Below are 20,590 nucleotides of genomic sequence, written 5' to 3' on the forward strand. Positions count from 1 at the left end.
TCGTAACCGTCTTCACGCTTTACTGTGTAAGGGTGTCCAACAAATCCCGCATGCGGGCACTGCGCTTGATCAAGGCGCGATGGCTCTCTAGCGGTGTGTCATCCGGAGTCTTCACTTCTGCAGAAAGCAACGCCGCGATTTCTTGCTGTGAACCCGCCCCAAGTTCCGTGACGCGCAGCCAATCCTGCGCCAACCAGGCTTCGCGCAGGGCATCCGGGTTCAACCCCAACTCTGAATAGAGCCGCGCTGCGTCCGCGTGATTTCTTATCTCTGCCAAAGCATCTGCGCGCAAACGATCGGCGTCGGCGCCGGTCAACCCAGCAACGTATCCCATGGCAATTTGGACATCGCCTGCGGCCAGCGCCGCGCGCGCAAGCACCAACCGCTCATAATCCATGGGAACATCGGTGTTTAAATCCAAGACGGCACGCGCTTCATCCGGAAAACCCAAATCAACCAAACGCGATGCCACTTTGGTACGTATTTCCTTGTTCACCTTGGCCAACTTCTTTCTCATGGTCGGGCCGACGGTATGTTCCAGGAACACGATATCCTCAGCCACGGCGACCAAGCCATCATAAGCCAAATCGGTCAGGCGCACGGTATCCTCTTCGGACAGAGGCATTGCGCTTGAGGTTTCATCAAGCTTCTTCAGCGCGTCGCCAGGGGACCCATTGGAAATCGTTGCGTGGATCGCGGCTGCGGCCAATGCGTGGCCCATGTCAGTCCCGCGCCGCTCAAATGCATAGGATTCGGCATCAGCAATCCTCTTGCCCTCAACAAAAGCCGCTGCGTCGATTTTTGAGTTCAGCAACTCCAGTGTCGCCTCGGCAGACAAGCTTCTGCCTTTATCCGAAACCCCCTCCAACGCTTGCCACGCCTGATCTTCGTTCCCAAGGGCCAGTTCAATGCGCGCATCGAGAAGATCAAAGCTGGCGTCGGTGTCTCCTGGAATTCTGGAAATTGCACTACGAACGGCCAGTGCCAGCTCGACCTCTTGCAATTCAACAAGCTTCGCACTCAGTTGTGGGCCAAGGTGTTTTCGCAACCGCACCGGCAGCGTAGAGAACGCAGTTTTGACAGCCTCTTCGTTGATCTCTTCAAGCGCCGCTTCGTTATCCCAAACCAACACCGCCCACATCGCGACATCGCCATCGCAGGATTCTTGCCCCGCGATCCGACCTGGAACAGCCGGTTGATTGTCCATGACATTTGCCATCGCCATCAGGATATCAGCGTCCGGCACGATCACGCCAAGATCTCTCATGACCGCTTTTGCCTCTGCTCCGAATGACAGATAGATGTAGTGCCGCGCCAGATCTCGGACCGTCTTGGGTTCGACTTCGTCAAATTCGCCCAGTAGGGCCGATCGTAAACTTGGCACATCAAACCCTGACCCTTCACCGCCCCATTCATCGATCGCGAACTTATCATTGGGCAGGCAGGTCTTGCCAAATGTCGTGGTCGGTTTTGAATCCCGGGCGGATTGCGCATCGATATCGACCCGGGTGCGCACTTTGACATGGGTTTTTTCATGCGGCTGATTACTGGCGGCCTCGTCCGGCTGCGGCCGCGGCTCGGGCTCTGCCTGCGTCGGCAACTCAGGCAGTTCATCTGTGGTTGGCAGGTTCGCCTCCAGAAGGCCTTGCGACGCTGCGCGACTAAGTTGCTCGATCAGGTTTTGTTCGAACGCCCGCGCGCTATCGCTGAGCGCCGGCTCTTCTACAATTTCGATAGGGAAATCTGGCGCATCTTGGTGGACCTGAGCGCTCTGAACCAAAGGTAGCTGGACCGGAGGATTGGGGAATTGTTTTTTCTGTTCTGGCAATTGCGGTCGTGACACCGGTGCCTGAGGCAGGTTTGCCGTTTTCGCCTCGTCTAGCACGCCTTCAAATGGCGCGCCCTGTGGCGGTGCGCCATCCTTGATATCCAGTACCAACCTGTTGCGCCGTATTTCAAATGCATCAGCATGGAACCCTTCGTTGACAACCAACCTGAGGCCGTTGGCCGATTCTACAAAGGCCGAAATCCGTTGCCGTGGAATCAGATTGAAGACCGAAGACACGTCAAACAAGACATCGGCCCGATCAATTCGCAGTTCATATCCCCGATCCCAGCGCCCCACTTCCCAATTCGTCGCATCTTCGAATTGAAAGACAAGTCGCGAAAAATCCGCGTGTTCTCCGGACAGAACCTTGACCGTTTCGGATCGCGCCAGTTGGGGGATCAGCAACAGGACGACTGCAAGAACACGAAGCACTAGGCTGCCTCCGATTTGACTTCCTTGAGAGCTTCCTCAAGTTCAGAAAAGCTGGGTCGGTAGTGACCCGGCGTGTTCTGCCGTCCCACTTCGATGCAAATATTGGTCGCATGATTGTGCAGGTTGGCCACCAGAACCTCTCGGATCAACTGATAAAAATGCGAGTCCTCTTCGATCACGGTTTTCACTTTTGCCGCGAAGGGCCCCACCAATCCATAGGCAAGGAACACGCCCAAAAACGTACCCACTAACGCGCCACCAATCATCTTGCCGAGAATTTCAGGGGGCTGGTCGATCGACGCCATGGTCTTGATGACCCCAAGCACAGCAGCAACGATCCCCAGCGCGGGCAGTCCGTCAGCGACTGCCTGAAGCGCGTGCGTCGAATGCATTGCGTGATGAAGGTTGGTTTCCATCCGTTTTTCCAGCACCTCTTCGACCTGATGTGGATCGTCGTAGTTCATCGACGCCGACCGCAACGTATCGCACATCAAATTGACAGCTTCCCGATCGGTGAGGATTTTGGGGTACTTGGTGAAGATGGCCGAGTTTTCAGGCGCTTCGATATGTTCCTCTAACCCGACCGGATTGGACCGCGCCAAGCGGATCAATTCGAACAGAAGACACAGCAGATCCCGGTAATCCGCAGGTGACCATTTTGGGCCCTTGAACACTTTGCCGATATCTTTCAGCGTGTGTTTGATCCCGGCCATATCATTTGAGATCGCGAAGGCGCCTGCCGCCGCGCCACCGATCATCATGAATTCGAACGGAAGCGACTTCATGATGATCCCCAGCTTGCCGCCGGCTGCAATGTATCCGCCGAATACCATGATGAAGATAAGCGCAATGCCAACGATGCCGATCATTTTCGACCCCTATCAAGTCCACGGACAAATGCCCGCCCAGAGAGTTGCACTTTTGGGTTAAAGAGTGATTGCGTTACTCGGTAGGAGCGCGCGCATTGCGCCCCGCAAGGATGACGCTGATTGTATACGCAGTTTCCGGCTGCAGCCCGGCCATGACGGCTGCCGCGGCATCCGGTCTCATACGCCCCAGGAACCCAGCGGCGAAATCAGGCGACATAGCCTCAAACAACGGAGCGGCTTCTTTGGGTTTCATGTTTTCATAGACCGATGTCAGCTTTGCCAGATCATTTTCGGCCGCAGTTTCCGCGATCACCAATGTGGATTTCAGATCCTCTTCGGCCTGTTCCAGGGCGGCCATGTTCGTCATGATTTCCTGCCGCGCCAGATCCAGGGCGGCTGATCTCTGTTGTAAATCGGCTTCGCGCTGCTCAAGCGCGGCTTCACGCGAGCGAAGGGCCAACAAAATGGCGCTGGGGTCGCCCTGTGCTTCGCAAACCAGATCGTCAGATACCGATTCATCCCCTTGCATGGCCGCAACGCCCTTGGCGATCGCAGAGCCGGTTCCACTTCCAAGGCGAAGCCCCGCCGATGAAATCAGCACAAGTGCCACGATCCACAGGGCACCACGGCCGGATCCCCACTTTTTTTTCGGCATTTTCGCCTTGGGCTTGGTTGCCTTTTGTTTTGTGGCCTTTGTCATTCCGCAGCCTCCACACGGGAACGCTGGCTAAGAAAAACGGTCTCGGCCACGGCATCTTTGTCATCGTCGGCCGCTACCGCCGGATCCGGCTGGGTTGGCCGATCAGAGCGTGGTGCGGGTTGCTCGGTCGCAACCGGGTCCTCGGGCAAGTCGTGCATCGAGGCGATAAGCAGCTCCAACCGTTTGGCTGCGGCCTCGGCTCTCTCGGTGGTCTGACCCAGCTTTGCCCCGGATGACGCCGCCGTCTTTTGTGCCTCTACCAGTGTCTTGGTCATGTCATCGACCTGCGCCGACAAAACAGCAATCGCCCCGCCGACGCCTTGTTCAAGATCGGTAAACCGGCTGAGGCGACGCGACAGAACGATACAATAGAACCCGGCGCCCAAAGCACCTGCGGCAAGAAGAATATCTGCGATCAGTTCCATGCCCGACCCTTCTAGTTGAGTACGAATTCCATGATCAGAAGGTCGCGCACGCGACCTTCCCCAACGACAACCTGAATGCGCCGCAGCATTTGCGCACGCAGCCGAATGAGCGACATCGGATCTTGCAGATCGCGGATCTCGACAGCCCGAAGATACCCGTTCAATATGTCGATAATGCGCGGCAGCATAACCTCAACCTCGGGGACGTAGACCGGGGAAACTTCAAGCTGGGCCTGAAACCGCAGGTGTTGGCGCCCGCCATTTGCCCCCGTGTTGATGATCAGCGGATCAAGCGCAACGAAAGCGACATCTGGCAGCTCTATGTCGACATCTTCACTGGCAGAACCGTCTGCAACCACAGAATCGGGCGCAAGAAACATACCCGAATAAACGGCAAAAAAGCCCCCGCCGCCCAACACGAGCGCAAGGACAAGACCGATCAAAAGCGGTTTTTTCGACCCCTTTTTCGGTTCTTCGCCTTCTGTTTCTTCTTCGTCCGCCATCTGCATGCCCGGCTTGTGAAATTTCCTTTGTTCTACAGCAAGGTGGCTAACCGAATGTTAAGGCCAATCGTCCAAGAACGAGACAAGAGCGCTGGCAGAAGCCATCGCGAAAAAGGAGCGGATCTTGGAACAGGTTCTTGCAGCGTGGTCGAATCTCGACGTGAGGCGACGGGTTATTGTTGTCTTGGCGACAGTTGCGATGTTTGCATCGGTCATCGGCGTTTCCAGCATGGCATCGCGCCCCACGATGAGCTTGCTCTATGCCGGGCTCGAACCTGGGCCCGCCGGCGAAGTGGTTCAGGCCCTGGAAGCATCCGACGCCGCATATGAGATTCGCGGTCAGTCGATTTTCGTCGATTCAAGTCGACGCGACGAATTGCGCATGACGCTCGCAAGCGACGGAATGCCAACGAATTCGGCCAAGGGCTACGAATTGCTGGACGGGTTGACCGGCTTTGGAACAACGTCCCAGATGTTCGATGCCGCTTACTGGCGCGCCAAGGAAGGCGAACTGGCCCGCACGATCATGTCCTCGCCCAATATCCGCTCGGCGCGGGTTCACCTGGGAAATCCGACCGGCGGCACATTTTCGCGTCAGGGCCGTGCGACCGCTTCGGTCACCGTGACCACGGGCGATGGATCGCTGTCACCATCACATGCGAAAGCACTGAAATACCTTGTCGCGTCGGCCGTTTCTGGCCTGTCCACTGAGGATGTCGCCGTAATCGATTCGCGCGGTGGGGTCATCATGAGCGGCGACGAAGCGCTTTCCGCCGGTGCGACTGGCGACGACCGGGCGGCGGAACTGAAGCGTAACGTCGAACGCCTGCTCGAAGCACGCGTCGGCTATGGCAACGCCATTGTCGAAGTGAATGTCGAAACCGTCACGGAATCTGAACAGATCTTCGAACGCCGTTTTGACCCCGAAGGCCGTGTCGCGATCAGTTCCGAGACCGAAGAACGATCAAATTCGTCCACAGATAGCCGGAGCAACAGTGTGACCGTTGCATCGAACCTGCCAGACGGCGATGCAAGTGCAGGCGGTCAATCAAACGCGCAGGACAGCCAAACCCGCGAGCGCATCAATTACGAGGTGTCGGAAACCAAACGCGAGATTTCGCGCCTGCCTGGCGCGGTCAAGCGCCTTTCGGTTGCAGTGCTGCTGGATGGCATTCGAACTGTCGATCCAAATTCGGGTGAGCCGGTCTGGGAAGCGCGCGCGCAAAGCGAATTGGACGATTTGCGCGATCTGGTCGCGTCAGCAGTCGGGCTTGACGAAACCCGTGGCGACACACTCACCATCAAAACGTTGGAATTCGAACCGATTGTGGCAGAAGGCACGGTCGGCGCTCAGGGATTTCTTCAGCGCCTGCACCTGGATGTGATGAGCATCATTCAAATGGCGGTGCTTGCCATTGTGTCCTTGGTTCTGGGCCTGTTTGTGGTGCGGCCGATCTTGTCGCAAGAGCGCGCAAAAGGCACCGCGCCAGCCCTTTCCCCGCCGTCCGCAGAGTCCGATCAGGGTCCGGCGCCCGCATCCGGCGGCGCCATTCCAATCCCGGCAAATCCGCCGGCGCCCCTTTCAGCGGCCGCGCCAGACGGCGGCCTGCCCGCCCTGAGCGGCGAGATCGACGATGGGGACTTTGCCGCGCCGCAGATGGCCGTTGTCTCGGATTTTGACTTAGGGGACGGCTTTGACGACATGTCCGATGACCCAGTCAAGCGCCTGAAAAGACTGATCGAAAATCGCGAAGAAGAAACCGTCGAGATTTTGCGAAACTGGATGGAATCCAATGAGGAGGAAGCTTGATGTCCTCGTTGTTTCCGCTTGAGGATTTCGGCGCCTCTAAACCAAAGAAGCAGGCGCCCGAACCGGCCGCGCCTGCCCAACAGCCCCCCCCTGCGATGGCGGTCGACCACCAGGCGGAAAAAATGGCTGCGTATGAAAAAGGCTATAAGGCTGGATGGGACGACGCTGCTGCAGCGCAATCTAACGACGACAGCAGGATCGGGGCTGAGTTCGCCAGGAACTTCCAGGACCTTGGCTTCACATTCCACGAAGCGCGCAATCACGTGATGCGCGCAATGGAGCCGCTCTTGTCCGAGATCGTGTCCAAGGTGCTGCCGTCGGTCGTGTCCGAAACGATCGGGCAAACCATCATCGAAGAACTATTGCCTCTGGCGGAAACCGCCTCGGATACCCCGATTGAAATCCTCATCGCACCGGGTTCACGCGCGTCTCTTGAAACGCTGTTGGACGAAAACATCGCCGTGCCAATGACCATCGTCGAAGAGGAAACGCTGGCAGACGGCCAAGTTTACCTGCGCATGGGCAGCATCGAGCGGCACATCGACATGACGACCACCGTCGACAAGATCGGGCACGCGATCCAGGCGGTCTATGAATTGAACGATAAGGCAATGACTCATGGATGAAAACACCACGCAAAGCGCAAACCCGTTCACTCAGGTCCCGATCGAAATCACCATATCGGTCGGCAAGGCCCGGCCTTTGGTCAGCGACCTGCTGAAACTACAAAATGATTCGGTTTTGCCGCTGGACAAGAAAATCGAAGATCCGGTCGAACTCTACGTTGGCGACAAGCTCATCGCGCGCGGGCAGCTCGAAGAAATGGAAGGCGACGAAACCGGACGGCTTGCTGTGCGATTGACGGAAGTGGCCGATTTGAAGAATGGGCTGTAACGGGACATGAAACAGCTTGGATTTGCGGCGCTGGTGCTGATCTTGTCGACCCTTCCGGGTTTCGGGCAGGATCTGTCGATTTCGTTGGGCGACGAAGGGTCTTTGACCGCCCGTTCGATTCAACTTTTTCTGGTCATCACCTTGCTCAGCATCGTGCCCGGGCTGGCCATCATGATCACCTGTTTCCCATTCATCGTGACCGTTCTGTCAATCCTTCGACAAGCGATCGGTCTGCAACAGGCCCCGCCGAATATGCTGATCGTCAGCTTGGCTCTTTTTCTGACCTACTTCGTGATGGAGCCTGTGTTCACCCAGGCGTGGGCTTCTGGCGTTCAGCCCCTGATCGACGGCCAAACAACTGTTGAAACCGCGTTTACCGCGACGATTGAACCGTTCCGCGGCTTCATGGGCAACCGGATAGACCCCGAGACCTTTGCGCATCTTGCGGAACTGCGCGAAACGGAACCTGTAGCGACCCTGGGGCCGCAAGCGCCCTTGTCGATCCTGGTTCCATCTTTCCTGCTGAGCGAAATCGAGCGCGCATTTCAGATCGGCTTTCTGATCTTTTTGCCGTTTCTTATCATTGACTTGGTGGTTGCCGCTATCCTGATGTCGATGGGTATGATGATGGTCCCACCAGCAATCGTATCGCTTCCATTCAAATTGGCGTTCTTTGTTGTCGCCGATGGATGGACGCTTATTTCAGGCGCGTTGGTCAGAAGCTATTTCTGATGCCCGGCGCGCTTGCCATGCAAACCTCAGCGCACCAGGAATTCGGCGTGGAGTGCCCCTGACGCCTTGATGCTCTTGAGAATGTCGATCATGTCGCGCGGCGCGACACCCAAGGCATTCAGGCCAGCGATGACCTCGGACAGTGTCGTTCCATCAGGTATCTCTGCCAGCCCGATCCCCGGGTCTTCTTCAATTTGAGCCGTGGTTCGCGGGACGACGACGGTTTCCCCTTGGGAAAACGGGTTTGGCTGAACCACAATCGGTTCCTCTTCGATCCGAAGTGTCAGATTGCCTTGGCTGACTGCGACCCGGGAAATGCGCACGTCGGCCCCCATGACGATTGTCCCTGAACTTTGATCCACGACGACCCGCGCCTTGTTTTCTGGCCGAACTGGCAGGTTTTCGATTTGACCGACCGCGTGTGCCGGCGAAGGCGCGCGCATCGATGCGATATCCAGCAACACCGTGCCGGCATCCAGCATTTGGCTCACAGCCCGCCCATATTTCTGGTTGATCACGTTTTCGATCCGGCCGGCGGTCGTGAAATCCGGATTTCGCAATGCAAGGCGGATAGAATTGAGTTGCGAGAAATCAAAATCGATCTCTCGTTCGACCCGCGCGCCCGATGGAATGACACCCGCAGTCGGGACCCCTCGGACCACGGACGCGCCGTCACCTTCGGCCGCAATCCCGCCGGCGATGATCGTACCCTGCGCAACCGCATAGATCTGTCCATCGGCCGCATTCAAAGGTGTCATGATCAGCGTCCCGCCCAAGAGGCTCTTCGCGTCGCCGATCGCCGATACGGTGACATCGATTGTCCCGCCTGCGCGCGCGAATGCCGGCAGGGTCGCTGTGACGAACACCGCAGCGACGTTCTTGGGGCCGAATTGCTCGCCCGTCACATTGACGCCGAGCCGTTCGAGAATGCTGGTCATGATTTCTTCGGTGAAGGGCGCGTTGCGAATTCCGTCGCCCGTTCCGTTCAGCCCCACGACCAGGCCATACCCGACAAGATCGTTCCCCCGCACCCCGTCGAATTCGACAAGGTCCTTGATACGCACCTGCGAGGCACTGGCCATCGTGGTGAAGAGCGTCAGGAAAATTGCCACCAGAATTCGGTTCATCAGATGTAATCCGCCAATGAAAGTTGCGACAGCCGCGCTGTCATGGTGTAGAGCGCTTCAAGCTGACTTTGCGTTTCGGTCAATTCGGTGGCCACTTGGTAAGGGTCGATAGACAACATGTCCGTTCGTGCAATTTCCAGCGCCGATGCTTCGCTGTCGTTTCGAACCGAGGCGGTTTCGACACGCCCTTCGGTCAAGCCCAGGTTCGCACGAACGCTCGCCAATGACGCATCGACCTCAAGCATCCGTGTGCCCGCTTCGCGCAACAGATCGGACTGCAAATCCAAATCGCCCGCGAATGTGCCCTGATGGATCAAGGCGCCCAAGGCCATCCCCTTGAGGGTATCGCGAATTTCCTGGTCGTCTGCTTTGACGTCGATACTGACGGTCTGGTCCTGGGCGATGCGTACATCAGTCATCGTGTTGGCAGACCCGGTATAGCCCGAAGTTTCAAACCCACCGCCGACATCGTCGAAATAGGCATCGACAGCCGCGATGACCCCTGCCGAGGTTGTTGCGGCAGAGACGGCGATTTGCAGATCCGCCAGAATGTCTTCACTGGGTGCCAGCGCGGGTTGATCCGTGGACCGCCCCGCAAAAAGCGATTTACCCCCAACGCGCGTGTTGAGGGCTGAAACCGTGCTCTCGAAGCGCTGAAAAGCGTCCAGCGCGGCTGTGCCCATCATCTGAGATGAACCCGAATTTCCGGCGGTCAGCATACCCGTCGACAATTCCGAAACATCGGTTTGTATCTTGTCCAGTGCGGTCTGCATGCTGCTCAAGAACAGGGCCGTTTCATTCGTTGCGGTCTTGTACGCTTTGATCGACGACAACGAATGTTCGATGGACGCAAGTGGGGCAAAGTCACCTGAAACCGCGGCGGCCACATTGCTCTTCTGACCCGAAGTCAGCTCATACGACAAACGCTCCATCGTCTCTTTCAATTGTGCGTTGTAACGCGTGTTTTGAAAGTAGCTCGACATATCACCTACGGAACTCATCTTCATCGTCAAATCTCCAACAACTGACCGATCAATGTATCGATCGTGGACACAACCCGCGCATTCGCGGCGTACATCTGCTCAATCAGCAAGAGTTTTTGCATTTCTTGGTCAGTATCCACGCCTTCCTTCAACTCAAGATCCCTGAGGCTGTCGGATTTCGCCGTCGCGTAGCTGGACTCCGATTGCGCCGACAACAGCGACCCTTCGATGTTTGAAAGAAAATCGGCAGCAAGCTGCGATGCCGATCGCGCAAGGGGCGAAAACCCGCCGGACGCAGGGGTGCGCGTGGCGCTCATCGCATCCTGCATGGCGTTCAACAGGGTCGAATCGCCCACTTCACCGGCACTGGCCGCGTTGACACCGGCCCGCAGGCGCCAAAGGGCACCGCCTGCCGATGGATCAACCGCCGCGTTCACGCTCAGGCGGCCTGCCAGCCCAACTTCGTCCAACACGTCAAGGGCGGCGCCGGCATCTGTGAACAGACCCGGATCCCCGGCCAACAGGCTGGGATCGACACCGGGATCTTCGAAACGTTCGATCAAATCACGGGCAACCGCATCCAATTGCGCCTGCGCACCGGTTGCCAATTCGTCCCGAACCTCAAAGAGCGCGGCAAGGCGGCCCCCTTCGATCGGGCTGCGACTGGAACTGGTGGTCGTGGGTTGTCCATTGATCGTAAGGCCGGACAAAGCGCCCGAGGCCAAAGTCATGTCTGCGGTGATCACGCCGACCGAGGAAAAACCGATTTCGGCAGCTTTGCTATCTACCAGGATTGCGCCGCCGGGCGTGTAAAGCGATACCTTGCCGTTTTCCTTGGCCACCTCCTTTACGGGAATCACCTCGGCGATGCTGTCGATCAGGACCTGGCGATGATCCATCAACGCCGTAGCATCGCGCCCCGAGGTCAATTGCTGCTGAATTTCAACGTTCAGGTCGACGACTTTCTGAAGGTTTTCGTTCAGTGTGTCGACGGTCCGTCCGATGGCCTGATCTGCTTCCATGCGGGTCGTCTGAATCTCGTCCGACGTCGCGTTGAGATGCTTGACGATGGATTGGGCCGCATCCAGAACCGCCCCCAGGCGCGTATCGCTTTCGGGCGAGGAAGATGCTTCGACCAGCGTACTTTCGAAGTGGCTGATTTGATTTGCAAGCGAACTTTCGTCGCCCGGGATGCCGATGGCGCGCTCCATCCGTTCGAAAAATTCGAGCCGCTCGGCATTCATGGCCACTTCCGCGTCCGCCGCCCGGCGTTCCCCAAGCAATTGGGGATCGGAATGGCGGGTGACGCCGACGACGTCGACGCCCGCGCCATTGCCCGCCACGGTTCGGGCACTGAGTTCAAGTTCGCGCCGACCATATCCATCGGTCATCGCATTCGCGACGTTTGACGAAACGATGTCCGCAGCGCGGCTGGCCGCTGCCAACCCTGACAATGCGTTGTTGAGCGAACCTGAAATGCTCATGCGTCATGCCCTTTCCCTAGTCATGGTTATCGCTTGATGTTGGTGGTCTCCTGCAACATCTCGTCAACGGTCTGGATGACTTTGGCATTGGACGAATAGGCCCGCTGCGTCTGGATCAAATCGGTCAATTCGCCAGCCACGTCGGTTGTCGACCCTTCGCGGGCATAACCTGCAATAGCGCCTGTCGGGCCATCCCCAGCATCCCAAAGGAAGAACGAACCACTGTCAGGCGAAACCTGATATGTCTGGTTGTTGAGCGACAGAAGACCGTTCTGGTTCGGAACATCTACCAGCGGAATCTGGAAGATCACGCGGGTAAACCCGGTGTCATAGGTCGCCGTCATGTAACCGTCGTCATCCACCTCTACCGAGGTCAGGTTACCAACGGGCGAACCGTCTTTGGTTATTTGCGTCGGCGCAAAACTGTCGGACAACTGGGTCAGCCCGTTTGGATCGCCCAGTTTGCCGATGGTCATGGTCAGCGGACCGCCCGCAACCGTCAGGTCCAAGGTGCCGTCAGACCCATCATAGGCGCCACCTGACACCGCCGTGACGGAAGCCAAGGTACCGCCATTGCCGCGCGTGTCATCGAACACCAGGGTGTATTCGCCGATAATGCTCTCATCGACGCCAGGGGTCCCGGCGTCATCCGGTGTGGCTGAGTCCCGGATCACCATCGTCCACGTGTTGGAAGATGCGGTTGCGGGCACCGTGGGTGTGAATGTGATATCCAGGGTTTCAGACGTCCCGAGGTTGCCGAAATATTCGACCGACAACGGCAGGGTATCCCCGGCCGCGCCCGCCTCGGTCTCGGTCGCGGGCAGGTTGACGCCCAGATTCATGACCGTGGTCGGGTCACCCGCGGTCTGGTTCGAATTGATCACAACGGGCTCGAGGCCGGCGATAGTGTCGCGCGGGAAGGTCGGGATGGATCCGTCTGCGTCCGCCGGCCATCCGAGCAGGACAATACCGCTGTCTGTTTTCAGAACGCCGTCACTATCGGTGCGAAACGACCCGGTCGTGGTCATCATCATCGGACGGTCACCCGTTGACGCGTCCAACGACACCGCGGTCGTGACAGGCAACATGCCGCGTCCGGCCACCGCCAGATCGAGCGCATTGGCCGTCGATACCAATGCACCGCGTTCATCGATGAGTCGCGACGTAGAGGCCCGAACGCCACCGGCCGAGTATTGGCCGGTTCCCGCCGCTTCGCTGATCACGAAGGATTCGAAATCCGCTTCGGTCCGCTTATAGCCATAGGTCCCCGAGTTCGCGATATTGTCCGAAATCGTAGCCAAACGCGTGGCATTGGCGTTGAGGCCTGATACCCCGGCATTGAGCGATGATGAAATCGTCATGAATTTAGCGCCTTTCTGCTGCTTTCCCCAATGGGTCCGCATCAGGACTACAGACGCTGAATTAACAGGCCGCTAACGTATAAAATTGAAAGGGTTTTGCACCTGTTTTGCACCTATAGCCCCTGCCTGAGAAGGATCAGTTCGATCCGGTTGTTGCGAACTGACATCGGGTTGCGCGTCGCAGGTTTGCGATCGGCAAAGCCGGTTACACGTTGAAAGCGCGCGGGATTGACCCCGTGGTCTTCGATCAACTGGCGCATCCGATCCGCACGTCTTGATGACAAATCCCAGACCGGATTGTCGACGATGACCAGCGGCGCCGAGGCCACGTAACCGTTGGACGCAATTTCGTTTTTGACCAACCCGAACACCCGGGCCATCATGGCGCCCAGTTCTTCGGTAAGCGGCTCTGGATCGGCCGTGCCGTCGGCGAACAGGGGCTCTCCTGGCAGGTCGAACAACTCGATGATCAACCCTTCGTCGGTGACCTTGGTGAGGATGTGGCGCAGGGATTGTTCGGCGACCATGCTTTCCCCGCTCATGGCCGTCAGCGCATCCTGAACTTCGGCAATTGCGGCCACATCTTCCGAGTCTTTTCCAGCGTTTTCCGCATCCGCCATGCCCATGTCCCCACGGGCCTGACGTTCGACAGTCGGCTTGGCAGCCGAGGCGCCGGTCCCGTTTCTGGCCAATGTCTCTTCGGAAAAGACACTATCGCCGCCAAAAGACCCATCGCCGCCACCGGAAATCCGGTTCACGGGGATCGTGGGCTGGAAGTAATCCGCGATCCCTTTGCGTTGCTTTTCAGTCGTCGCGTTCAAAAGCCACATCAGAAGAAAGAAGGCCATCATGGCCGTAACAAAGTCAGCATAGGCAACTTTCCAGGCACCGCCATGGTGCCCTTCCGCACTAACTTTTTTGACTTTCTTGATGATGGGCGCGTTTGCTTTCGCGCTCATATCACCACCTCATATTTCACCCGAGACCGGTCTAACAGCCCCAAATGAACGCCCGCTTAATGGGTAAATTTGTTTGTTTTTCAGCCGGCTTGCAGGATCATGTCGGCGGCTTTTTCGGCAATCATGATGGTGGGCGAATTTGTATTTCCACTGGTGATGGTGGGCATGACCGACGCATCGACGACGCGCAATCCGCTGACACCGCGCATCCGCAACTGCGGATCAAGCGGCGCGCCGTCGTCGGCGCCCATCCTGACGGTGCCCACGGGATGGAAAATCGTCGTGCCGATGTCACCGGCGGCCTTTTGCAAGGCCTCTTCGCTTTGTGCGGAAAGGCCGGGGCGAAATTCCTCGGGCGCGTACTTTGTCATGGCGGCTTGCTGCATGATCGAACGGGTCAATCGGATTGCGTTTGCAGCGACCTGACGATCACCTTCCGTCGCCAGATAATTGGGCTGTATGACCGGATGATCCGCGGGATCAGGCGACGCGATCCGCACGGCACCGCGGCTTTCGGGGCGCAAGTTGCAGACGCTGGCCGTAATCGCATCAAAAGGGTCTAACGCACCACCAAACGCGCCAAGGGACAGCGGTTGCACGTGGTATTCAAGATCCGGTGTCGCCACATCCGGGCGCGATCTGGCGAAGGCCCCCAGCTGGCTTGGCGCCATCGACATCGGTCCGCGCCGACGCAGCGCATAATCCAGCCCGATCCTGGCCTTGCCCATCAAAGTCGACGCAAGGCTGTTGAGCGTCAAAGCGTTCGAAACCTTGTAGGCGCAGCGCAACTGCAGATGGTCCTGCAGGTTCGCGCCGATTTCCGGTTGGTCATGGTGAACGTCAATGCCGTTTTCCTGCAGCACGCCGCCCGGCCCGATGCCGGACAATTGCAGGATCTGGACCGACCCGATTGACCCGGCCGACAATATGACCTCGCGCCGCGCGCGCGCCTGCCGGGTTTCACCGTTCTTGCGATAGCGCACGCCAGTGACGGATTGGCCCGTGATTTCAAGACGTTCGACCTGCGCGCGAGTTTCGACACACAGGTTTGCGCGCGTCGCCACGGGGCGCAGAAACGCCTTGCGCGTGTTCACCCGCCAGCCGTTACGTTGGTTCACGCGGAAGTATCCGATCCCTTCGTTGTCGCCGGTGTTGAAGTCGGCGGTGCGCGGGATACCAGCTTGCTCGGCAGCGCTGATGAAGTCATCCAGGATGTCCCAGTGCAGGCGCTGGTTTTCGACGCGCCATTCACCGCCCGCACCGTGATAATCTGTTGGCCCTTCGACGTAATCTTCGGACTTTTTGAAATAGGGCAGAACATCGTCCCAGCCCCACCCCATGCAGCCCAATTGGCGCCAATGGTCATAGTCTGCCGCTTGTCCGCGCAGGTAGAGCATGCCGTTGATTGACGAACACCCCCCCAGCACTTTTCCCCTGGGATAGAGCAGGCTGCGCCCGTTCAGGCCCGGTTCTTCGGCGGTCTTGTATCCCCAGTCCGTCCGCGGGTTTCCGATGCAATAGAGATACCCGACCGGGATGTGGATCCAGTGGTAATTGTCTTTGCCACCCGCTTCCAGCAACAGAACCTTGTGACGCGCGCTCAATCGGTTCGCCAACACGCAGCCCGCGCTTCCGCCGCCGACGATGATATAATCGAACTCGTCCATTGCGCCTCTCCCACTCGTAGCTCGGTCAGGAATAGCCTACTGGAAGCGGGATCGCCATTGTTTTACGCTTGGTAAAGACAAGCCGGAGGGCCGCCCGCTGAAATATGTAGACCGGAATAGTTTGCCGATTCCAGAGGTGCTGTTGTCGAAAGAGGTCGACGCGCAGCGCGCTGAACTATCGGCCTATATGTCCGAAGGCGCCCGCCAGACGCGTGCGCCCTATGACCCAGCGTTTCTCAAGGGATCGGATGTCTACCCGCAGCTGGCCCACATCTTTGAACAAAGCTGCGCCTATTGCGAAACATCGTTGGACGATGACGCCTACGGCCACATCCACCTGCATCGCCCTGCGGGGTTCGCAGCCGATGGCGACGGGCAAACGCACCGCCTCCACTACCTGTGGCTGGCGTTCGAATGGCAAAACATGCTGCCGGTCTGCGCCTTTTGCGAACGTGCCAAGGGCAACATGTTTCCACTGGACGGCGAGCGGGGCGAACTGCACGCATCCATCGCCCAGTTGAACGACGCCGAGCGCCCCTTATTGATCGATCCCTGTCTTGATGATCCGTCCGATCATCTCAGCTTTTCGCCGACCGGCTGGGCCGAAGCCAGATCGCGCCGGGGGGATACCACCATTCGCCTGTTCGATTTGAACCGACAGGACCTTATCCGCGCGCGATTGACCGTCTTTGGCACCCTGGCGGAACAAATGGGCGACGACTGGTCGCCGGTTTCGGGCGACGGCATGGACAGCCCAAGGCGCATAACTTTCGGCCCCCACGCAGGGGCGGCCACGTTGGCCCTGTTTGATTGGTGCAAATCCGCCGTCCCCGAGGCAAAGGAATGGCAGGATCACACCGCGCTTGTGGATTTTCTCGCGCGCCTTGCCCCGGACGAACGTCAAAACCTTGTGCGCGCGTTTAATTCTGGCGACAGCACGGCCCAGGTTTCGACCATGCCGATCAAGCCGGCCACGACCCTGCGCAAAGCACCCAAGAAACAACGTTCGGGCAAGCCTGCATCCAGACCGTCGCGCGCCGTCAAGCTGGCGAACCTGCCCCTTGCCAGCAACCCGATCCGCTCGGTCCGTATTCGGAACTTCAAGGCGTTGAAGGACATAGAATTTCAGTTGCCTCTAAAGGTCGACGATCCGTCTCTGGTGCCGTCGATGCTGATCCTTGGCGAAAACGCGACCGGCAAAAGCTCGGTCCTCGAGGCGTTGGCCCTGACCCTGCTGGGCACGCAGGAAACGGCCGCGTTAGACACGCTTTTAGACGATGAAGACATCCGCCCGGACGCCTATCTGCATCGCGAGGATTTCGAAGATTGGACAACCGTCAGTTCCGATCCGCTGACAGTTGATGTGACTTATGCGTCTGCTGACGCGGTGTCCCGGTTCCAGGGGCTGCCAGAGGAGACGACATTCCAAGGCGACCAAGACACCGCCAAGATATTGCTGGCATACGGCCCACGGCGCTTTTTCACCAACAGACCGCGCCGGCGCTACCGCGCGCCCGCCTATCGGGTTCGATCACTCTTTGATCCAATGGATGTGATCGCGAACCCGGTCGACTGGCTCAATTCGCTGGATGACGAAACATTCGATGCCGCCGCGCGCGCTTTGCGTGAAATTCTGATGCTGGACAGATCGGCCATGTTCGCGCGCGTCGATGGCAGGGTGATAATCGAAACCGAAAGCGGCCGCACGCCGCTATCGGAAATGTCCGTCGGGTATAAATCAGTCATCGCGATGGCCGCCGACATCATGCGCGAGATGTTCTATCACTACGATAACCTCGAATACGCGTCGGCCGTCGTGTTGATCGATGAAATCGAAACCCATCTGCATCCGCGGTGGAAAATGCGGATCATGGGCCTGTTGCGGCGCGCCTTTCCGCGGGTTCAGTTTATCGCCACCACCCATGATCCGCTGTGCCTCAAGGGCATGTACGCGGGCGAAGTGTTTGTGCTGCAACGAAGCACCGACAACCAGATGATCGAAACCCTGCGCGACCTGCCCGACCCCCAGGGAATGCGCGCGGAACAGATCCTGACATCGGAGTTCTTCGGGCTGGGTTCGACCGACCCGGACACCGACGCCAAATTGGCGCGGTATCACAACCTGACCCGCAAACAAGACCTGAGCGATGCAGAACAGCGCGAGCTTGACCAGCTGCGCAGCGCCCTGTCCGATCGCATGGCCGTGGGCGACACAATTCAGGATCAGATCGTCGCAGAAGCGCTGAAAAAGGCCGCAATAGACCCTATTGAACCTCTGGCAAAGATCCAGGGAAGCAGCCGAAATCAGATGGTATCGGATTTGCTTTCTGCCTTCAGGTCGGGATCTGAATGATGATTTTCGTGGACCGCGCCGATACCATGCCAGACCGTCTCAAACCGCATGTGCCCGGCAGCAATGCGCCTTTGTCAGCCGGCGCGAAAGAGCTGGACGAGGTCACCGCGATCGTTGCACGCGACGGAAAACCGCCCAACGGGTCATTTTACAAAGCGTATAAGCATCAAAAAGTACGCGACGCGCTGTTGGATCTGTTCAACAACAAATGCGCCTATTGCGAAAGTACGATTGGCGGCTCAAGCCAGGTCGATGTCGAGCATTATCGCCCCAAGGGTGGGATCAGCGAGGCGGACGCCGCAGGGATCGAACACCACGGGTATTGGTGGCTGGCGATGGAATGGAGCAATCTGGTGCTCAGCTGCATGCATTGCAATCAAGGGCGGCGGCAGCTGATTATCGACCCCGACTGGACCGAAGAAGAAATCCTGGAAGCAATCCGCGACGATGACCGGGTTCTTCACGGCAAACTGGATGCCTTTCCCACCGAAGACGGCGTTTGGGCCAACCGGGCCGAAGATATCGCCAGCGAAAAGCCATTGCTGCTGGATCCCACGATCACCGATCCCGAAGATCACCTGACGTTCCGGATCGATGGCCCCTTGGTCACCATGGTGCCCAAAGACGCAAGCATCAGGGGGCGCGCGACAATCGATGTTCTGGGCCTGAACCGGCGCAGGTTGACCGAAGATCGCATGAGAAAGGCTCTAACCCTGCGAAATCTGGCCGACAAAGTGCGCAGCGCGTTGAACAGATTTGCCGCCGCCCCGTCAGAGCCCGAACAGATCGCGCACCTGACCGCGGCGCGCGAGCATCTGGATACCTTCGCCCGTCTGTGTCGCAACGATCAGCCCTTTTCCGCGATGGGCAAGGCCATGTTGGCCAGTTTGATGGCCGAGATCGAAGCCGCGCAGGCCTAATTCGCCTTGGCGCCAAGGTTCAGCGCATCGCGCAGGGCAATCAGATGCTCGGGTGTGGCGGCATCGTCTGAATCGCGCGTCAGCGACCAATAGGAATTATGGGTCGCAAACCCGTCTTCCAGCACCGCGATATCGCGCACACCAGACACGACGCGATCATTGATCGGCATCCCGAATTGCTCGCCCACTGGCCCGGATACGATGTCGCCCTTGATGATGAATTCATGGGGGGAAAACAGGTTCGTCCACTTGGTATAGGCGAACAGCGCGGCGTGATGGGGTATTCGCGGATCTTCCAGCGAACTGCCATCGCCGATCCGGGCGATCGGGCCGGTGCGATAGCCAACGTGATGCAGCCCGGTTTTGCGATCACGTTCGGGGATCGGCGGACAGGTCGGCAGCACGCGCCGCATCTGTTGCGCACGCAGATCGTCCAGATCTTCGGCCATCAGGAATTCCGCGTGCGTCAAGGGCGATCCCAAGGTCACGAAATCGGTCACCCGCCAAGGATGGCCTTGCGCGGCAAGTTCTTTGGCGGCTGACTCTTGCGCGGCTTGAAACGCATCGATGCTCCATTCTTCTTGCGCCGCGCCCTCGCCAACCGGCAGCCCCGCGGCGGATTGGATCAGATGTTCCAGCTTGGCGCGCGCCGGCTGCTTCATCTTGGCCTTGGTGGTGACCGGAAGCGCGTCGTTCATCCGGGCCCAGGTGTGGGTCAGGATGTCATAGGCAACAATCGTACCCAGCGAATGGGCAACGACGATCACGCGGTCATAGACCGGCTTGTCGTCCTCATCGACCTCGCGCAAAAGCCCTTCGAGCAGTTCCACCCCCTTTTCGCGTATTTCCTGCCTGCGGGCGACGTTGACCGGCAGCGGCTTTACATACCGCGCCACATCGCCAAAACGCTTGACCAACACGCTGGATACGAACCAGCCGCCGATGACCGCAATGGCCGCCTTGAACAGTCGCCCCAACGGCGATTCAGGGCCTGAATCGGCAACGATAGAGTCGATTGCAAAGGCCAGTAGAATGATCGACACGATCCACAGCGCCACCCAGGCCAGGCGGACACTTGGCGGCACGCGGGTCACCGGATTGCGCAAGAGCAGGCCCATGATCCAGCCACGCACATGCTCAAACGTGGTGCCGTGCATCAGGTGCGCCCAATAGTATTCGTAAAAGTCGGTGTTATACCCGCCATCGGTTTTTTCGGTCGTGATCCGGCGCAGTTCAAAACTGCGGTTGCGCCGATCCGGTTTGCCCCAGCTCTTGTTGATGGTCCGCTCGCCGCCTGTTTCGGCATCCGGCCGGTTCGCTGCGATCAGCGACTTGTCATGTGTCCACACAGCATCGACAAAGGTTGAAAGCGTTTGCATGGGGACTTGTTCGCCCATGCCGTGGATGACGACGACAGCCTGTTTCAAAAGGAACCTCCTAACGTTCAAGTCTAGTTTACCACCTTGGCCTACTCTAGGGAAATTCCGCGTTCGATCGACCGGGCCTGCCGCGTTGATTGACCTGACACCAAGGATCGTTAGTC

18 protein-coding genes are annotated in these 20,590 nt (G+C 58.3%); 6 read left to right on the forward strand and 12 right to left on the reverse strand.

The features are described 5' to 3' along the window. Positions 1-19 precede the first annotated feature (19 nt). From ACP2AV_RS00345 to ACP2AV_RS00365, 5 genes are all read right to left on the reverse strand, one after another. The gene (locus ACP2AV_RS00345) at positions 20-2,260 is read right to left on the reverse strand and encodes a hypothetical protein (protein WP_426370664.1); all 2,241 of its coding nucleotides are present in this window, start codon (positions 2,258-2,260) and stop codon (positions 20-22) included. Further along, positions 2,260-3,129: a flagellar motor stator protein MotA gene (gene motA / locus ACP2AV_RS00350; protein ID WP_426370665.1), complete on the reverse strand. Its 870-nt coding sequence runs from the start codon at positions 3,127-3,129 to the stop codon at positions 2,260-2,262. Before motA ends, ACP2AV_RS00345 begins: the two co-directional genes overlap by 1 nt. A gap of 73 nt (positions 3,130-3,202) precedes the next feature. Next, a complete protein-coding gene (locus tag ACP2AV_RS00355) occupies positions 3,203-3,784 on the reverse strand; it encodes a MotE family protein (protein ID WP_426371327.1) in 582 nt (193 codons plus the stop codon). A 41-nt stretch (positions 3,785-3,825) separates the two neighbouring features. Next, a complete protein-coding gene (locus tag ACP2AV_RS00360; RefSeq protein ID WP_426370666.1) occupies positions 3,826-4,254 on the reverse strand; it encodes a hypothetical protein in 429 nt (142 codons plus the stop codon). Positions 4,255-4,265: 11 nt separating this feature from the next. Further along, on the reverse strand, positions 4,266-4,757 hold the full coding sequence (locus tag ACP2AV_RS00365) for a flagellar basal body-associated FliL family protein (protein ID WP_426371328.1): 492 nt from the start codon (positions 4,755-4,757) through the stop codon (positions 4,266-4,268). Positions 4,758-4,881: 124 nt separating this feature from the next. On the opposite strand from ACP2AV_RS00365, the gene fliF reads away from it, so the two are divergent. From fliF to fliP, 4 genes are read left to right on the forward strand one after another with little or no spacing between them, the layout of a single operon-like run. After that, entirely contained in the window at positions 4,882-6,567 is a 1,686-nt protein-coding gene (gene fliF / locus ACP2AV_RS00370) for a flagellar basal-body MS-ring/collar protein FliF (protein WP_426370668.1), read from the forward strand. Further along, positions 6,567-7,193, forward strand: a complete 627-nt coding sequence (locus tag ACP2AV_RS00375; protein WP_426370669.1) for a flagellar biosynthesis protein — start codon at positions 6,567-6,569, stop codon at positions 7,191-7,193. Before fliF ends, ACP2AV_RS00375 begins: the two co-directional genes overlap by 1 nt. Next, a complete protein-coding gene (locus ACP2AV_RS00380; RefSeq protein ID WP_426370670.1) occupies positions 7,186-7,461 on the forward strand; it encodes a FliM/FliN family flagellar motor switch protein in 276 nt (91 codons plus the stop codon). The genes ACP2AV_RS00375 and ACP2AV_RS00380 overlap by 8 nt, the downstream gene beginning before the upstream one ends. 6 nt (positions 7,462-7,467) lie before the next feature. After that, positions 7,468-8,193: a flagellar type III secretion system pore protein FliP gene (gene fliP / locus ACP2AV_RS00385; RefSeq protein ID WP_426370671.1), complete on the forward strand. Its 726-nt coding sequence runs from the start codon at positions 7,468-7,470 to the stop codon at positions 8,191-8,193. A gap of 26 nt (positions 8,194-8,219) precedes the next feature. On the opposite strand, the gene ACP2AV_RS00390 is transcribed toward fliP, so the two are convergent. The 6 genes from ACP2AV_RS00390 to ACP2AV_RS00415 form a co-directional block, all read right to left on the reverse strand. Next, complete coding sequence (locus ACP2AV_RS00390; RefSeq protein ID WP_426370672.1) at positions 8,220-9,320, reverse strand: flagellar basal body P-ring protein FlgI; 1,101 nt, start codon at positions 9,318-9,320, stop codon at positions 8,220-8,222. Next, positions 9,320-10,327, reverse strand: coding sequence for a flagellin (locus tag ACP2AV_RS00395; protein ID WP_426370673.1), 1,008 nt, complete (start codon positions 10,325-10,327; stop codon positions 9,320-9,322). Before ACP2AV_RS00395 ends, ACP2AV_RS00390 begins: the two co-directional genes overlap by 1 nt. Before the next feature lie 2 nt (positions 10,328-10,329). Next, positions 10,330-11,787 (reverse strand): flagellar hook-associated protein FlgK, encoded by a 1,458-nt coding sequence (flgK, locus tag ACP2AV_RS00400; RefSeq protein ID WP_426370674.1) that lies wholly within the window; start codon positions 11,785-11,787, stop codon positions 10,330-10,332. A gap of 26 nt (positions 11,788-11,813) precedes the next feature. Beyond that, positions 11,814-13,148, reverse strand: a complete 1,335-nt coding sequence (locus tag ACP2AV_RS00405; protein WP_426370675.1) for a flagellar hook protein FlgE — start codon at positions 13,146-13,148, stop codon at positions 11,814-11,816. 113 nt (positions 13,149-13,261) lie between these two features. After that, complete coding sequence (locus ACP2AV_RS00410; RefSeq protein WP_426370676.1) at positions 13,262-14,107, reverse strand: flagellar motor protein MotB; 846 nt, start codon at positions 14,105-14,107, stop codon at positions 13,262-13,264. Between the two features lie 80 nt (positions 14,108-14,187). Further along, positions 14,188-15,774: a GMC family oxidoreductase gene (locus tag ACP2AV_RS00415; RefSeq protein WP_426370677.1), complete on the reverse strand. Its 1,587-nt coding sequence runs from the start codon at positions 15,772-15,774 to the stop codon at positions 14,188-14,190. 121 nt (positions 15,775-15,895) lie between these two features. Between ACP2AV_RS00415 and ACP2AV_RS00420 the strand changes: the two genes are divergently transcribed. After that, positions 15,896-18,127: an AAA family ATPase gene (locus tag ACP2AV_RS00420; RefSeq protein ID WP_426370678.1), complete on the forward strand. Its 2,232-nt coding sequence runs from the start codon at positions 15,896-15,898 to the stop codon at positions 18,125-18,127. Further along, complete coding sequence (locus ACP2AV_RS00425) at positions 18,124-19,047, forward strand: hypothetical protein (protein WP_426370679.1); 924 nt, start codon at positions 18,124-18,126, stop codon at positions 19,045-19,047. The genes ACP2AV_RS00420 and ACP2AV_RS00425 overlap by 4 nt, the downstream gene beginning before the upstream one ends. On the opposite strand, the gene ACP2AV_RS00430 is transcribed toward ACP2AV_RS00425, so the two are convergent. Then, a complete protein-coding gene (locus ACP2AV_RS00430) occupies positions 19,044-20,474 on the reverse strand; it encodes a hypothetical protein (RefSeq protein ID WP_426370680.1) in 1,431 nt (476 codons plus the stop codon). The two genes, ACP2AV_RS00425 and ACP2AV_RS00430, sit on opposite strands and share 4 nt — an antisense overlap. Between the last annotated feature and the right edge of the window lie 116 nt (positions 20,475-20,590).

The sequence above is a fragment of the Aliiroseovarius sp. PTFE2010 genome (assembly GCF_049943335.1).
GTDB lineage: Bacteria > Pseudomonadota > Alphaproteobacteria > Rhodobacterales > Rhodobacteraceae > JBNFVY01.

Bases quoted from the DNA above. Each gene is read 5' to 3' on its own strand.
- motA (WP_426370665.1), bottom strand. From the start codon at position 3,129: ATGATCGGCATCGTTGGCATTGCGCTTATCTTCATCATGGTATTCGGC.
- ACP2AV_RS00355 (WP_426371327.1), bottom strand. From the start codon at position 3,784: ATGCCGAAAAAAAAGTGGGGATCCGGCCGTGGTGCCCTGTGGATCGTG.
- ACP2AV_RS00360 (WP_426370666.1), bottom strand. From the start codon at position 4,254: ATGGAACTGATCGCAGATATTCTTCTTGCCGCAGGTGCTTTGGGCGCC.
- ACP2AV_RS00365 (WP_426371328.1), bottom strand. From the start codon at position 4,757: ATGGCGGACGAAGAAGAAACAGAAGGCGAAGAACCGAAAAAGGGGTCG.
- ACP2AV_RS00375 (WP_426370669.1), top strand. From the start codon at position 6,567: ATGTCCTCGTTGTTTCCGCTTGAGGATTTCGGCGCCTCTAAACCAAAG.
- ACP2AV_RS00380 (WP_426370670.1), top strand. From the start codon at position 7,186: ATGGATGAAAACACCACGCAAAGCGCAAACCCGTTCACTCAGGTCCCG.
- fliP (WP_426370671.1), top strand. From the start codon at position 7,468: ATGAAACAGCTTGGATTTGCGGCGCTGGTGCTGATCTTGTCGACCCTT.
- ACP2AV_RS00390 (WP_426370672.1), bottom strand. From the start codon at position 9,320: ATGAACCGAATTCTGGTGGCAATTTTCCTGACGCTCTTCACCACGATG.
- ACP2AV_RS00395 (WP_426370673.1), bottom strand. From the start codon at position 10,327: ATGAAGATGAGTTCCGTAGGTGATATGTCGAGCTACTTTCAAAACACG.
- flgK (WP_426370674.1), bottom strand. From the start codon at position 11,787: ATGAGCATTTCAGGTTCGCTCAACAACGCATTGTCAGGGTTGGCAGCG.
- ACP2AV_RS00405 (WP_426370675.1), bottom strand. From the start codon at position 13,148: ATGACGATTTCATCATCGCTCAATGCCGGGGTATCAGGCCTCAACGCC.
- ACP2AV_RS00410 (WP_426370676.1), bottom strand. From the start codon at position 14,107: ATGAGCGCGAAAGCAAACGCGCCCATCATCAAGAAAGTCAAAAAAGTT.
- ACP2AV_RS00415 (WP_426370677.1), bottom strand. From the start codon at position 15,774: ATGGACGAGTTCGATTATATCATCGTCGGCGGCGGAAGCGCGGGCTGC.
- ACP2AV_RS00425 (WP_426370679.1), top strand. From the start codon at position 18,124: ATGATGATTTTCGTGGACCGCGCCGATACCATGCCAGACCGTCTCAAA.